Below are 12,205 nucleotides of genomic sequence, written 5' to 3'. Positions count from 1 at the left end.
ATCTTGATGACGAAGGCATCGATGGAATAATTGTAAAGTTTCGGGATATTACAAAGGATAGATTAAAGGACAAAAATTTACAGGAAAAAGATGAAAAGCTTAGAGCTTTCTATGAATATAGTATTGATGGAATCATCCTGGCGAAAACTAATGGTATTATTACGTCTGCCAATCCTGCCATGTGTTTGATGTTAGGCATGCAAGAGTCTGAACTTATTGGAATGCATAGAAGTGAACTGATACATACCGATGAAGCAAGGGTTGCAGAATTATTAGAAGAACGTCGAATAAGCGGAAAAGCTAAATCTGAACTTGATTTAGTAAAAAAAGATGGAACAATATTTCCAGCTGAAGTTGCCTCATCGATTATTTCATTCAAAAGAGAGGGCAGGAAAATTAAAAAAACCGCTACAATCATTCGGGATATTTCGGAACACAAGGAACATGTAAGACAAATCAATGATACAGCACAAAAATTAAAATATGCAGAAAAGATTGCCAGAATTGGCTATCTGGAATTAAATCTTAAAGAAAATTCGGTATACTGTTCTGGTGAAGTTGGAAGTATTTTAGAGATCCAATGTGATGATCTTAAAGTTGATGAATTTAGAACTCTTGTCTTTCAAGAAGATATTCAGGTTTTTGAAGATCTTAAAGGTTCGGTATTAAACCGTGGTGAAACGAAAAATATAGAATTACGTATTCACGTCTCTAATTCAGCATTTAAATGGTTAAATATTATCGTAAGTCCATTGATGGATGGGGAAGAAATTGTTGGTGGTAAAGGAACTTTACAGGATATAACCGAAAAGAAATTGAATTTTGAAAAATTAGCCATCAGTGAAAACAGGTACAAGAGTTTGATTCAGTCTCAAACAAATTACTTTGTGAGACTGGACACAAAAGGTAATTTCACATATTGTAATGAACGCTATATAGATGACTTTGGATGGCTATACCCTGGAAATGACCCTATTGGTGAGAATAGTCTTATAGATTCTCTTCCAAGTCAGTATGAGAAGATACAGGAAATCATTGCAAAATGTTTAAAAAACCCATTTAGAAATTACCAGATTGAGATTACTAAACTGGGTAAAAACGAGCATAACAAAGCTACCATATGGGATATCGTATTTTTAAAGAGCGATAATGGAGAGAGTGAAATACAATGTGTTGGAATAGATATTTCTGATAGAGTCAAAGCTGAAGATGAGAATAAGTTTCAAGCTAATATCCTAAGTAAGATAGGGCAGGGGGTGGTAGCAACCGATGCTGAAGGGAATATAAAATTCTTTAATGCGGCAGCTGAAAAAATATATGGCTGGAAATTTGAAGAAGTAAGAGATGAAAATCTTGTGGAATTAATGTTTCCAGATCTTCATGAATCAGATTTACTAAAAGAAATTTTAGAAAAGCTCTCTTACAATCATACTTTTAATAGTCAGTATAACGGTAGAAAAAGCGATGGAACTGTTTTTCCAGTTCAAATAACGATGTCTGGGATTCTTGATCAGGATGGCAGTCTTAGTGGGGTGATCTGTATTTTCTCAGATATAAGCAGACTAAAAAAATCTGAAAACAAGCTAAGAGAACTTAATGAAAATCTTACTAGCTACACGAATGAACTTGTTAGCGCTAACAAAGGTCTCGAGCAATTTAGTTATATAGTCTCCCATAATTTACGTGCACCAGTTGCTAATATTATTGGTATTTCTGAGATCATTGCAGATGAAGACATCGATCAAGACATGCGTAATAAACTTGTTTGCGATATGCTCAATAATGTTAAGCGATTGGATACGGTAGTTCGTGATCTTAATAATATTCTTAAGGTCAAAGCCAACTATAATAATTCCAGGGAACTGGTAGATTTTCAATGTTTGACAGATAATGTCCTCCATATGACAGGTGCATTGCTTTCTGAAGACCAGATAACTATCAAAACAAATTTTAATGATTTTGATTCAATGCTCACTTCAAGGAGTTATTTGCATAGTGTGTTCTATAATATCATTTTGAACAGTATAAAGTACAAACATCCTGAGAGAGAGCTCATTCTTCAAATCTCCAGTAGCTCTGGTATCGAGTTTAATACGTTAACGTTCCTTGATAACGGACTAGGGATCGAACTGGGTAAAAATAGAGAAGAATTATTCGAATTATATAAAAGACATCATCACCATATAGAAGGGAAAGGAATGGGATTATTTATGGTAAAAACTCAGCTTGATCTAATTGGAGGCAAAATCAGTATTGAAAGTGAACCTAATGAATGGACCAAATTAACTATTCAGTTCCCAAACAAAGTTGTAAATTCAAAAAGTGAAAATACATGATTATATTATCGTAGATGATGATCCCACCAATAATCTCATCTGTAAATTGGTGATCGAGAAATTCGATTCCAATGCGAATGTAACAGTATTTCAGCAACCTGAGCAAGCCTTATCTTATTTTCAATCTTTAGTAAAAAAGGAAGCTCAAAAAAAAATTGTCTTATTTCTGGATGTAAACATGCCTACTATGACTGGCTGGGATTTTCTGGATAAATTTCAAATGTTTGATTCCAGCATTAAGAATATGTTTGAAATTTATATTCTAACATCGGCCATTGAAGATTTTGAGTTGGAAAAAACCAAATATCCCATGGTCAAAGCCTTTCTATCCAAACCACTTCGGAAATCTACACTACAGGAATTAGAATTGAATTTCACTTCCTGAAAAACTTTATGATTTCGTTTGAGCCTCCCTGAAATTAAGTTTTTAGTTTTATAAAAATTACCATGATGATAAGATTTATATATGCTGGAGTGTTTGCTCTTAGTATCAGCGTGATGAGCTGCCAGGAAAATAAAAAAGAGGAAGAGACCGTTCCGGAAGCAGTTAAGACTGCATTTCAGAAGAAATATCCGGGGGAAAATGATCCTGACTGGGAAAAGGATGACCACGGCTACTGGGAATCTCATTTTAAGAAAAACGGAGAAAAATATCGTGCAGACTTCAATGCTGATGGGACCTGGGTAGAGACAGAAAATGATATAAAGAAGAAAGAACTTCCAGAGGTCATATTAGATATCATTAAAAAGGATTATTCAGAATATGAGATCACTGAAGTTGAACATGTACAATCAGCCACTAGAGGTGAGTTTTTCGATGTGGAGTTTAAGCAGAAAGGTAAAAACAAAGATGTCATGTTTAAACCAGACGGAACTATCATCAAATAATCATGTTTGATCAATTTGGTGCTAAAGCTTCTGAAGAGAATATAAAGAGGTACGAACGATCTGAAAACTGGAAAGAAGCCAGGTTCATGAATCTTGAAAATACTGGAATGGATATCAATATTAAAGATATTCCTAAACTATTGTACAAACAGTTTTTTGAGAAGAATGGTCGGCAGCCCACGAAGGAAATTAAGATCAAAGCTTTTAATTTAGAAGAATTTTTAAAGCCTTCAGTAGAAGGTAAAATGATCTGGTTCGGGCATTCTGTGATATTGCTACGTATCAATGGGCTTACAATTCTTATAGATCCAATGCTCGGCCCTGATGCCGCACCAATTTCACCATTTGGCATTAAACGCTTTTCAAATAATACCTTACAAATTCTGGATGAACTTCCGGAGATCGACATTGTTCTTTTATCACATGATCATTATGATCATCTCGATCTTAAGAGCATAAAAAAACTTCAGCATAAAACTAAGCTTTTTCATACCGCTTTGGGTGTAGGAAGACATTTGGGAAGATGGGGAATCGAATCTTCTAAGATCACCGAGTATGATTGGTGGGAATATACCAATATTAGTGGCATTGATATAACTTTCACACCAACACGACATTTCTCGGGTAGAGGTATAAATGATAGAGCTCAGGGACTTTGGGGTGGTTGGAATCTAAAAACCGCGACGGAAAATATCTGGTTTAGCGGAGATAGTGGTTACGGTCGTCATTTCCAGGAAATTGGTCACAGATTGGGTCCTTTTAATTTTGGATTTATGGAATGCGGGCAATATGTTGAGAAATGGAAACAAATTCATATGTTTCCGGAAGAGTGTGTGCAGGCAGCCAGAGATGCTCAAGTTAAGAATATGATGCCTGTGCATTGGGCTAGATTTGCACTTTCATTGCATTCCTGGTTGGATCCCGTAGAAAGATTTATCGATGCAGCAAAAGATCAAAAATATTGTATACCGGAACCAGGAGAAGTATTTACAATTCACAGTAACAAAAAAGTAAACTGGTGGAAGCAATATGATTAATCGATAGCGGTAGCTGTTAGTGAAACATCATATGGAAAGGCAAAATTTCTAAGATCACTACCTTGCAACCAGTTTTTATGATGCTGAGGTTTTAAGACTACCGGCATCCGCTTTTTATTGTTGTGAACCTTGCTCATTAATTCGTTGGCTTGTGTAGTTAGAATAGAGTAGGAGTTAATAATATTGTTATTTTCAGGATTCTTCCAGGTAGAAAATATTCCGGCAAAAGCAAATATCTCCTGATCCTTGGGTTCTAAAATGAATTTTTGTTTGGTTTTACCCTTGGGGTCCAGCCATTGCCATTCGTAATAGGCTTCAGCAATCACGAGGCATCTATTATCTACTGAATTTCGGAATGCTGGTTTTTCAGCTGCAGTTTCTATTTTACTATTTAAAGTCATTTTTTTAATAGAATCATCCTTAGCCCAGAAGGGAATCAAACCCCACTGAAATAGTTGTATTTCGCCAGGACTATCGTAGGTAATTACAGGAGTTTCAGAAAAACTAAATGCATTAATCTCTAGTTGTGGCTGGTATTTATCTGGTTCCAAGAACCTGGCATCCAGTGATTTTTCCAGGGAAAAGATCTTTTTATTCAATTTAGTACGATAACACATAAAACAGTTTTTATAAATTTAAGCATTCGTTGAAACTAAGAAGATAGTTAAAAGTTAAATTCATGAAGATAGGACTCGGAGGTGGCTGTCATTGGTGTACTGAAGCGGTGTTTAAAGCTGTTAATGGAGTTCATAATGTACGACAGGGATATATATCTGCTAAGAAATCTCCAGATCAATTCTTTGAAGGAATTATATTGGAATACAATCCAGAATTAGTAAAGCTGGAGGATCTAATCTTAATCCATTTGAAAACTCATCAAAGTATGAAAGATCACAGTATGCGGCACAAATACCGGTCGGCTGTATACGTGTTTCATAAAATGGATCTGGAAAAAAACAGCAAAGCTTTGAAAATTATCAGCAATAGCATTGGGGCAAAAATAGTTACAAAAGTCCTGGAGTTAGCATCATTTGAGGAATCCCGTCCTGAAATTAGAAATTACTATCAAACAGATCCTCAGCGACCATTTTGCACTAAATATATAAAACCTAAACTAGATTTACTATTCAAGGAATTTAAAGGGTTACTTGAAGAACAATGCTAATAATTAAAGGAGTATAATGCATATGCTAAGTAAATATTGAAAATAGCATAGATAAATGAAGGTGCAGATTGTATAAAATTATCTTTTATTTTTCTACGTACTCCATAACCGAAGATCATTAGCACCGCAAGTCCATTTGCGGAACTTATTGCCAGGATTGGTTCATAATAATAGCCTGCAAGTAAACCGATAGCTCCAAGAATCTGTAATATACCTACAAGTTTAAGGTAACTCGTGAGGCCGTAACGTACAAATTCGGATTTCATATGTTCCGTCGTGAAGCAGCTAATTCCGAAGAATAGAAAAGATATTGATGAGAAATAGACTAAAAATGTAAGTGTACTCAAGAATTCCAGATTATATATTTGAACTATAATTTATATTATGTAAAATAGGATATTTTACTCTACTTGCCTTTCTGTATAAAAGCCTCTATAGGAAATATTATCCCGTTGATTCATTAGTAACTGTAAATTAGATTTTTTATTGGGATACATCGTTATAATATATCTAATCTGTTCAGTCCCTGTACTGGTTTCGAATCTCAATTTCACTTTATCTGCGTAGCTGGAATCTATTTCCAGATCATTTAAAATTCCTTCATAACGAATACCTGCTTCAGCATTATATCCCCCAGAAAACTGCCTTACTCCAAAATATGGTAAAAAGACATCAATTGAATCCTTTCTAAACCTCAAATGATTATCGTTCGTAACCAGATTAATCTGAGCGCCACGTAAAGGTAACGCCCAGTTATTTTCTATGCCGAAAGATCTTGATTCAATTAGCAATCGCAACTCGCTCAAGTCTGAAGTGTCGCCTTTAGTGCTTTTACATGCAGAAAGGAGTGCCAGGTTAAGTAATCCAATTATGAATAGAACGTACTTATTCATTCTTCCTCGTTTCCTTCGAGACTATCTAAAGTATCCTGAATTGTCTTGTCTTCTTCATCACTAAGACCATCCTTCTCTTGTTTTACTCTGAGGTTACCATTTTCTCCTTTGTAAAGACTCTCATCTTTTTCATTGAAATTAGATGGTCTCCCTGAATTCTTCTGCCAGTCGGCCTGATCTTTATCGCTAGTGTTTGCCATAATTTTTTTTCTTAAATTAATTAATTGAATATCTATAACCTCAGGATTAAATTGAGTTTAACATTCGTTCTTACATCTTAATATTAAATACAAATGCTCTGTACTTTAGTAATGCTACAAAGACGGTAGCACCAACAGCGTTACCCGCTAATGCAGTAACTAAAGTTTTTAAGTATACCAGAAAGGCAATCTTATCTGAAACCAGCATTCCCGCAAAAATTTCAATATGACCAATAATACTATGATGTAATCCTGTAAAGCCCATTACTGCTGTAATCAGATAAATTATTAGAATCTCTGCCGTAGTTTCCTTAGAAGAAGTGACCAACCAGCTTAAAAGTCCCATTAACCAACCAGCCATAATAGCACTTAAGAAGATTGTTAGTATATCGTAGTCTACAAAGTGCTCACCAATTTTAGCAATGACCTCTGCTTCAAACAAGTTCAATCCGGAGCCAAGCCATGAAACTGTAAGAGCTATAAGCATCCCTCCTGCCAGATTTCCTAAAATAACCACTCCCCAGATCTGGAATAAGCTCCAGAAACTTCTACGGTTATTTAATACCGGCAATGCTAATAAAGAAGTCTGTTCTGTAAATAATATGGATTTTCCTAAAACAACCAATATAAAGCCTAAAGGATAAACGAGGGCTATTAACTTAAAAATCGTTTCTTCAGCTACTTTACCTTCCAGAAAGCTGAATAATGAGCATAACATAAGAAAACTAAAACCAATTTCTAACCCAGCAGTAAAGGAACTCAGTAAAATACTACTCTTACTACGATCATAGGTTTCACAACCCTCAATGATCTGTTCTTTTAAGATCTCACCATGTGTTTTAGTCATGGTTTTACCCTGGGAGTCCTGACTGTCTAATTCCTTATTTACCTTTTTTGATTCTTCATTCTTCTGATTGTTTTCCATATGTCATTTTGAGTAGGGTAAAATATAATTATTTCTTGAGCCAGACCTTTAAGGCCTCATCTCGACATAGCTGAATCATTTTAAACTCCTGATGCCTATTCTCAGTAGAGGAATTATAATACATATCTGAGTAAAGAAATCCATTTTCCTTAGCATCTTCTGCAGAAGCAGCATAGTAAATATAGTCGAAATTTGCCCAATGAGCTGCCCCAAGACACATCATGCAGGGTTCGCAACTGGTGTACAAAACGCAGCCTTCCAGGTTTTTAGTCCCAAGTTGCTTGCAAGCTAACTGTATTGCTCTAAGCTCAGCATGCTGTGTGCAATCCTGATCGCCAGAAACTCTATTGTAAGTTGCTGCTATGATCTCTTCTCCTTTCGTGATCACTGCTCCAAATGGACCACCATTATCGCTTTCAGCTCCTTCTTTTGCGAGGGAAATAGCTCTTCCCATCATCTTCTTTTGTAAGTCCGTTGTTTTCATGTAACAAAAGTAATGATTGAACGTGCCCTGCAATGCTTGTTTTAAATTCTTTATCTATTTATTAGAAATACTTTAAGTATGTAACAACTGTGCTCTAAATACTTTATTAAAACTTTGCTAAAAGAGCCATAACAGGCTTGGTGTCTCAAGAGATATTGGGTTAATTTAAACAATCAAAAAATTGAATTAAATGGAAACTGTATTTGAATTTGTAAACATCGATAAAAGTGAAAATCTTGAAGCTTTTACTGAAAAGAAACTAGAAAAGCTTGAAAACAAATATGACTGGATCGTAAGAGCAAATATCTATTTTAAACATGATGAAAATCAAAAACCAAATGGATATATTACTGAAGTTAGATTAAGCGCTCCAGGACCGGAAATATTTGCCCAGTCAAACGAGAACTCTTACGAAGCATCTATTGCAGAGACTGTTCGGGATCTGGACAGGCAGTGTGAAAAACGTAAAGCAAAAATGAGTTCTCACTAGTTTCAAGAATTTCTTACAAATAAAAAACCCTCTATTTAGAGGGTTTTTTTAAACATATATTATTAGAGATTAAGCAGTTAAATCTTCTTTCTCCAATTTCTCTTTAAATTCATTTATTATTCCACCCTTTAGTAGAACCTGAATTTGTCTATCACTCATAGAATGTTTTGTTTCGAAGGTTTCTTCATTGCCGTTTTCCTTTTTAACCACCACTCTAATGTTGTTCCTATCCTTAATATCACTTTGAAGATTTTCGAATTTCACGATGTCTGCCTGTTCAATCTTATCATAGTCAGATATGTCAATAAATTCCAATGGTAGAATTCCAAAATTCACCAAATTCTGCCACGCGATTCTTGCATAAGAATTCGCTATTACCGCAACCTGACCAAGGTATTTAGGAGCAATTGCAGCATGTTCTCTACTCGACCCCTGCGCATAATTATCCTTGGCAACTACAATGTGACCTCCATGCTTATCTTTAGTATCCATCGCTCGATCATAATAGGTTTCATCAATTACGGTAAATGCATATTTACTAATTTCAGGTAAATTACTTCGGAAAGGTAAAACTTCGGCACCTGCCTTTAATATTTCGTCTGTAGAGACATTATCACCCATTTTCAATAGTACAGGTACTTCATATTCATTTAAAATTGGGTCTATATGCGGTAAGCTCTTTATGTTCGGGCCTTTAACAAGTTCTACATTTGTTCCATCTTCCGGGGGAGCCACCAGCATATCAGTATTGATGATCTCAATTTCCGGATGTTGAAATTTAGGGTATTTCATATCATATAATTTCTCTAGGTCTCTTGGATCTGTGATCTTTCCAGTTAATGCTGAAGCTGCTGCGGTTTCTGGACTGCATAAATGTACCTGGTCATCTTTAGTTCCAGATCTGTCTGGGAAATTTCTCGGCATGGTCCTTAAACTGATGGTTCCGGATGCTGGTGCCTGTCCCATCCCGATACATCCCATACATCCAGATTGATGAAACCTTGCTCCTGCCTTAATAAGGTTGGCAAACGCTCTATTCTCGATCATATTCTGAATCATTTGTCTTGAAGTAGGATTTATATCGAATGATACATCTGTATTCACAGATTTCCCTTCCACTATTGCTCCAGCGATCCAGAAGTCTCTTAGTCCAGGGTTTGCCGAAGATCCAATAACTACCTGGCTTATACTTTTGCCTGCAACCTCAGATACTGGAACAACATTTCCTGGACTGGTTGGAAGTGCTATAAGCGGAATAAGATCATCTAGAATAATTTCATCATGATATTCATATTCACAACCATCATCTGCCAGTAGTTCTACCCAGTCTGATTCTCTATCCTGAGATTTTAAAAATCTTTTTGTTTCTTCATCACTAGGAAATACAGTAGTCGTAGCTCCAAGTTCAGCGCCCATATTTGCGATCACGTGGCGATCCATCGCACTTAAATTTTTAAGACCATCTCCATAATACTCGATAACCTTCCCTACTCCACCTTTTACGTCGTAACGTCTAAGCATTTCAAGAATCACATCTTTGGCACTCACCCAATCTGGTAGATTTCCAGTTAATTTCACTCCCATCACTTCAGGCATCTTTACAAAATACGGCTGCCCTGCAATTGCTGAAGCAACATCAAGACCTCCAGTACCTATCGCCAGCATTCCTAAAGAACCGGCTGCTGGAGTGTGACTATCTGACCCTACCATAGTTTTTCCTGGTTTTCCAAATCTTTGCATGTGGACGGGATGGCTTACCCCATTTCCCGGTCTGCTATACCAAAGACCAAATCTTTCAGCCGCGGAATGCAGAAAAAGGTGATCATCAGCATTTTTAAAGTCTGTTTGAAGCAGGTTGTGATCCACATACTGTACTGCAACTTCTGTCTGAGCTTTCTTAAGTCCCATTGCTTCCAGCTCCAATTGTACAAGGGTTCCTGTAGCATCCTGAAGTAGTGCCTGATCTATTTTAATTCCTATTTCCTTCCCGGGAGTCATCTCCCCTTCCAGTAAATGTTCTTTAATTAATTTTTGGGTGACATTAAATTTTGACATGGTTGGTTATTTTAATCTTTAAGTTATATAGTTTTAGCTGAAGTAAGCAGGAGTTTAACAGAACCTTAGTTTAAGGCAGTAATTTTCTGGTTCTTATCCTTTGTATGAAGCACTATCTAATTATTTCCTTTGAAACTAAATTCTATCAAGTAGAAGTGAGATTGAAGAAATTATAGTTCAGACTTCCGATAAAGATCAATAAAAAAAGGTTGTTTTCAAGAGAAACTACATCGACGGATTTGCTGAATTCAGGGCAATCGTGATCGTGTAATGTCTATCTAAACAACCTTTGAATATATTAGATAATAGTATTTATGAAACTAGCTTTTTCCAAGAGAGTTCAGGATATCAATTTGATTTCCCTCTTCTAAATTGAAACCAGGTTTTCCCTTGCGTGGAAATAGAAAGCTAAATTCAGTATCGAAAGCAGCCCAGCTTTCAGCTAAACCAAAATCGTTATTTGCGTTAGTCTTTTCAGGTCTGGAAAAAGTATTCAGATCAGAAGAATAATCAGATCCTACCGCGTCTTCCCCTGGAAACAACATTCCGTCATTAATTTCAGAATAAACAACTACAGATGCTCCACTGGCACCTGGAAGGTCAAATATATTAATAGAGAAACTGTCCAGTACAGGATCTCTTTTCGTAATATCTTTTGTTTTAAAATCGTCTTTAATGTTATTTCTTGGATGAGCATAAATTGCAGCACCACCAGCATCTTCAGAAATAGTTTTCAAATCTGCATAAGCTGTTTTCAGAATAGCATCACAGGTGATTAAGATCCCTTTGATCTGGTAACCTTCTTCCACAAATTTCTTTACGGCAGCTTTTGAAGATTCTTCAACAACATCAATTAAAAGTATATCTCTTCTATTTAAATGTCTTATAGCATAACCTTGATTGTACTTACCATCCACTTTATCTCCCTTGATTAGAAAAGTATCAGGGATCATTTTCAAAAATTTTCCATGTTCGCCTTGTTCAATAAACTCAGCTGACTGACTGTGAACGATCTCCATTTTATCTACTTGCTTCATAATTTTTATTTTTGATTTCTTGATTGAAGATACAAAAGAGGCGAAGAGACAACAACGGAGTTTTTAAATGTTTAACTGCTTTTAGCAGTTAATTAACGGAAAGCAAATCGCAGCAAACCTGCCATGGTGCGTGATCGAAATTGGCAAGCTGGCCCCGGTATGCTTCAGAAACAATTCTGGAATTCCAATGTTATTTTTTCGGAGTTCAATATTTTGAAGATCGAGGTATGTTCGAATAGCAAACTCTTTTATAAAATCGGATTTATAATTTATAGAATATGAAAGTTTTATATGGTCTAAATTCCTAAACTCAAGCCAGGAATAAATATGATTCTCGTCCTGTTCTAAATTAATGCTATAGTTCTTCTGATCTTTAATAACACATAAATTATAAAGATCACATTTATAAGTGACCGGGTCAAGCCTGGCTGGAATTTGAAAGAGCCTTTGATGAGCTTTATAAGCCGTTTCTTTCATCGACCACATTTTCCAGATTGCCAGTTCCGGATGAGAGTGGGAATGAATTTGACTGATTTCACTATCTGTAAAAACTTTGGATAAAAAGCGATCATTGTTTAATCTTGGTTTATCCAACGCAATCTCAAGATCTATGAGGTCATTTCCAATAATCAATCATTCAGTTTTTTGACGATGATATCCCTGGCGTCACCTACGGTCATCATTCCTTCCATAGA

15 protein-coding genes are annotated in these 12,205 nt (G+C 35.8%); 6 read left to right on the top strand and 9 right to left on the bottom strand.

The genetic code is table 11. The features are described from left to right. The 4 genes from ACNKXS_RS11730 to ACNKXS_RS11715 form a co-directional block, all read left to right on the top strand. A partial coding sequence (locus ACNKXS_RS11730) for a PAS domain S-box protein (RefSeq protein WP_417921007.1) occupies nt 1-2,336 on the top strand: 2,336 nt, incomplete at its 5' end. Beyond that, entirely contained in the window at nt 2,323-2,721 is a 399-nt protein-coding gene (locus tag ACNKXS_RS11725) for a response regulator (RefSeq protein ID WP_417921006.1), read from the top strand. The genes ACNKXS_RS11730 and ACNKXS_RS11725, both read left to right, overlap by 14 nt. A gap of 65 nt (nt 2,722-2,786) precedes the next feature. Then, nucleotides 2,787-3,224: a PepSY-like domain-containing protein gene (locus ACNKXS_RS11720; RefSeq protein ID WP_417921005.1), complete on the top strand. Its 438-nt coding sequence runs from the start codon at nt 2,787-2,789 to the stop codon at nt 3,222-3,224. A 2-nt stretch (nt 3,225-3,226) separates the two neighbouring features. Then, nucleotides 3,227-4,261: an MBL fold metallo-hydrolase gene (locus ACNKXS_RS11715; protein ID WP_417921004.1), complete on the top strand. Its 1,035-nt coding sequence runs from the start codon at nt 3,227-3,229 to the stop codon at nt 4,259-4,261. Here ACNKXS_RS11715 and ACNKXS_RS11710 read toward each other — a convergent pair. Beyond that, on the bottom strand, nt 4,258-4,878 hold the full coding sequence (locus ACNKXS_RS11710; protein WP_417921003.1) for an SOS response-associated peptidase: 621 nt from the start codon (nt 4,876-4,878) through the stop codon (nt 4,258-4,260). The genes ACNKXS_RS11715 and ACNKXS_RS11710 overlap by 4 nt on opposite strands. Before the next feature lie 62 nt (nt 4,879-4,940). Here ACNKXS_RS11710 and ACNKXS_RS11705 point away from each other — a divergent pair, with 62 nt between their 5' ends. After that, nucleotides 4,941-5,426, top strand: coding sequence for a peptide-methionine (S)-S-oxide reductase (locus ACNKXS_RS11705; protein WP_417921002.1), 486 nt, complete (start codon nt 4,941-4,943; stop codon nt 5,424-5,426). Here the strand turns inward: ACNKXS_RS11705 and ACNKXS_RS11700 are convergent. From ACNKXS_RS11700 to ACNKXS_RS11680, 5 genes are all read right to left on the bottom strand, one after another. Beyond that, entirely contained in the window at nt 5,423-5,773 is a 351-nt protein-coding gene (locus ACNKXS_RS11700; RefSeq protein ID WP_417921001.1) for a DoxX family protein, read from the bottom strand. The genes ACNKXS_RS11705 and ACNKXS_RS11700 overlap by 4 nt on opposite strands. Before the next feature lie 54 nt (nt 5,774-5,827). Continuing rightward, complete coding sequence (locus ACNKXS_RS11695; RefSeq protein ID WP_417921000.1) at nt 5,828-6,319, bottom strand: DUF4251 domain-containing protein; 492 nt, start codon at nt 6,317-6,319, stop codon at nt 5,828-5,830. After that, complete coding sequence (locus tag ACNKXS_RS11690; RefSeq protein ID WP_417920999.1) at nt 6,316-6,519, bottom strand: hypothetical protein; 204 nt, start codon at nt 6,517-6,519, stop codon at nt 6,316-6,318. The genes ACNKXS_RS11695 and ACNKXS_RS11690 overlap by 4 nt, the downstream gene beginning before the upstream one ends. Before the next feature lie 70 nt (nt 6,520-6,589). Further along, a complete protein-coding gene (locus tag ACNKXS_RS11685; protein ID WP_417920998.1) occupies nt 6,590-7,444 on the bottom strand; it encodes a formate/nitrite transporter family protein in 855 nt (284 codons plus the stop codon). A gap of 28 nt (nt 7,445-7,472) precedes the next feature. After that, complete coding sequence (locus ACNKXS_RS11680) at nt 7,473-7,928, bottom strand: nucleoside deaminase (protein WP_417920997.1); 456 nt, start codon at nt 7,926-7,928, stop codon at nt 7,473-7,475. A gap of 190 nt (nt 7,929-8,118) precedes the next feature. Between ACNKXS_RS11680 and ACNKXS_RS11675 the strand changes: the two genes are divergently transcribed. Next, entirely contained in the window at nt 8,119-8,418 is a 300-nt protein-coding gene (locus tag ACNKXS_RS11675) for an HPF/RaiA family ribosome-associated protein (RefSeq protein WP_026916205.1), read from the top strand. 69 nt (nt 8,419-8,487) lie between these two features. Here ACNKXS_RS11675 and ACNKXS_RS11670 read toward each other — a convergent pair whose 3' ends face one another. The 3 genes from ACNKXS_RS11670 to ACNKXS_RS11660 form a co-directional block, all read right to left on the bottom strand. Beyond that, a complete protein-coding gene (locus ACNKXS_RS11670) occupies nt 8,488-10,473 on the bottom strand; it encodes an aconitate hydratase (protein ID WP_417920996.1) in 1,986 nt (661 codons plus the stop codon). A 320-nt stretch (nt 10,474-10,793) separates the two neighbouring features. Further along, nucleotides 10,794-11,510: a hypothetical protein gene (locus tag ACNKXS_RS11665; RefSeq protein ID WP_417920995.1), complete on the bottom strand. Its 717-nt coding sequence runs from the start codon at nt 11,508-11,510 to the stop codon at nt 10,794-10,796. 81 nt (nt 11,511-11,591) lie between these two features. Continuing rightward, the gene (locus ACNKXS_RS11660) at nt 11,592-12,143 is read right to left on the bottom strand and encodes a 4'-phosphopantetheinyl transferase superfamily protein (RefSeq protein ID WP_417920994.1); all 552 of its coding nucleotides are present in this window, start codon (nt 12,141-12,143) and stop codon (nt 11,592-11,594) included. Nucleotides 12,144-12,205 lie beyond the last annotated feature (62 nt).

Source organism: Christiangramia marina, from assembly GCF_048285865.1.
GTDB lineage: Bacteria > Bacteroidota > Bacteroidia > Flavobacteriales > Flavobacteriaceae > Christiangramia > Christiangramia marina.
The sequence above is the reverse complement of the archived record's forward strand: the minus strand, read 5'-3'. Positions and strand labels throughout refer to the sequence as shown.

Excerpts from the sequence above, each read along its gene's own strand:
- ACNKXS_RS11705 (WP_417921002.1), top strand. The coding sequence starts at position 4,941 with ATGAAGATAGGACTCGGAGGTGGCTGTCATTGGTGTACTGAAGCGGTG.
- ACNKXS_RS11690 (WP_417920999.1), bottom strand. The coding sequence starts at position 6,519 with ATGGCAAACACTAGCGATAAAGATCAGGCCGACTGGCAGAAGAATTCA.
- ACNKXS_RS11715 (WP_417921004.1), top strand. The coding sequence starts at position 3,227 with ATGTTTGATCAATTTGGTGCTAAAGCTTCTGAAGAGAATATAAAGAGG.
- ACNKXS_RS11680 (WP_417920997.1), bottom strand. The coding sequence starts at position 7,928 with ATGAAAACAACGGACTTACAAAAGAAGATGATGGGAAGAGCTATTTCC.
- ACNKXS_RS11695 (WP_417921000.1), bottom strand. The coding sequence starts at position 6,319 with ATGAATAAGTACGTTCTATTCATAATTGGATTACTTAACCTGGCACTC.
- ACNKXS_RS11665 (WP_417920995.1), bottom strand. The coding sequence starts at position 11,510 with ATGAAGCAAGTAGATAAAATGGAGATCGTTCACAGTCAGTCAGCTGAG.
- ACNKXS_RS11675 (WP_026916205.1), top strand. The coding sequence starts at position 8,119 with ATGGAAACTGTATTTGAATTTGTAAACATCGATAAAAGTGAAAATCTT.
- ACNKXS_RS11685 (WP_417920998.1), bottom strand. The coding sequence starts at position 7,444 with ATGGAAAACAATCAGAAGAATGAAGAATCAAAAAAGGTAAATAAGGAA.
- ACNKXS_RS11710 (WP_417921003.1), bottom strand. The coding sequence starts at position 4,878 with ATGTGTTATCGTACTAAATTGAATAAAAAGATCTTTTCCCTGGAAAAA.
- ACNKXS_RS11720 (WP_417921005.1), top strand. The coding sequence starts at position 2,787 with ATGATAAGATTTATATATGCTGGAGTGTTTGCTCTTAGTATCAGCGTG.
- ACNKXS_RS11670 (WP_417920996.1), bottom strand. The coding sequence starts at position 10,473 with ATGTCAAAATTTAATGTCACCCAAAAATTAATTAAAGAACATTTACTG.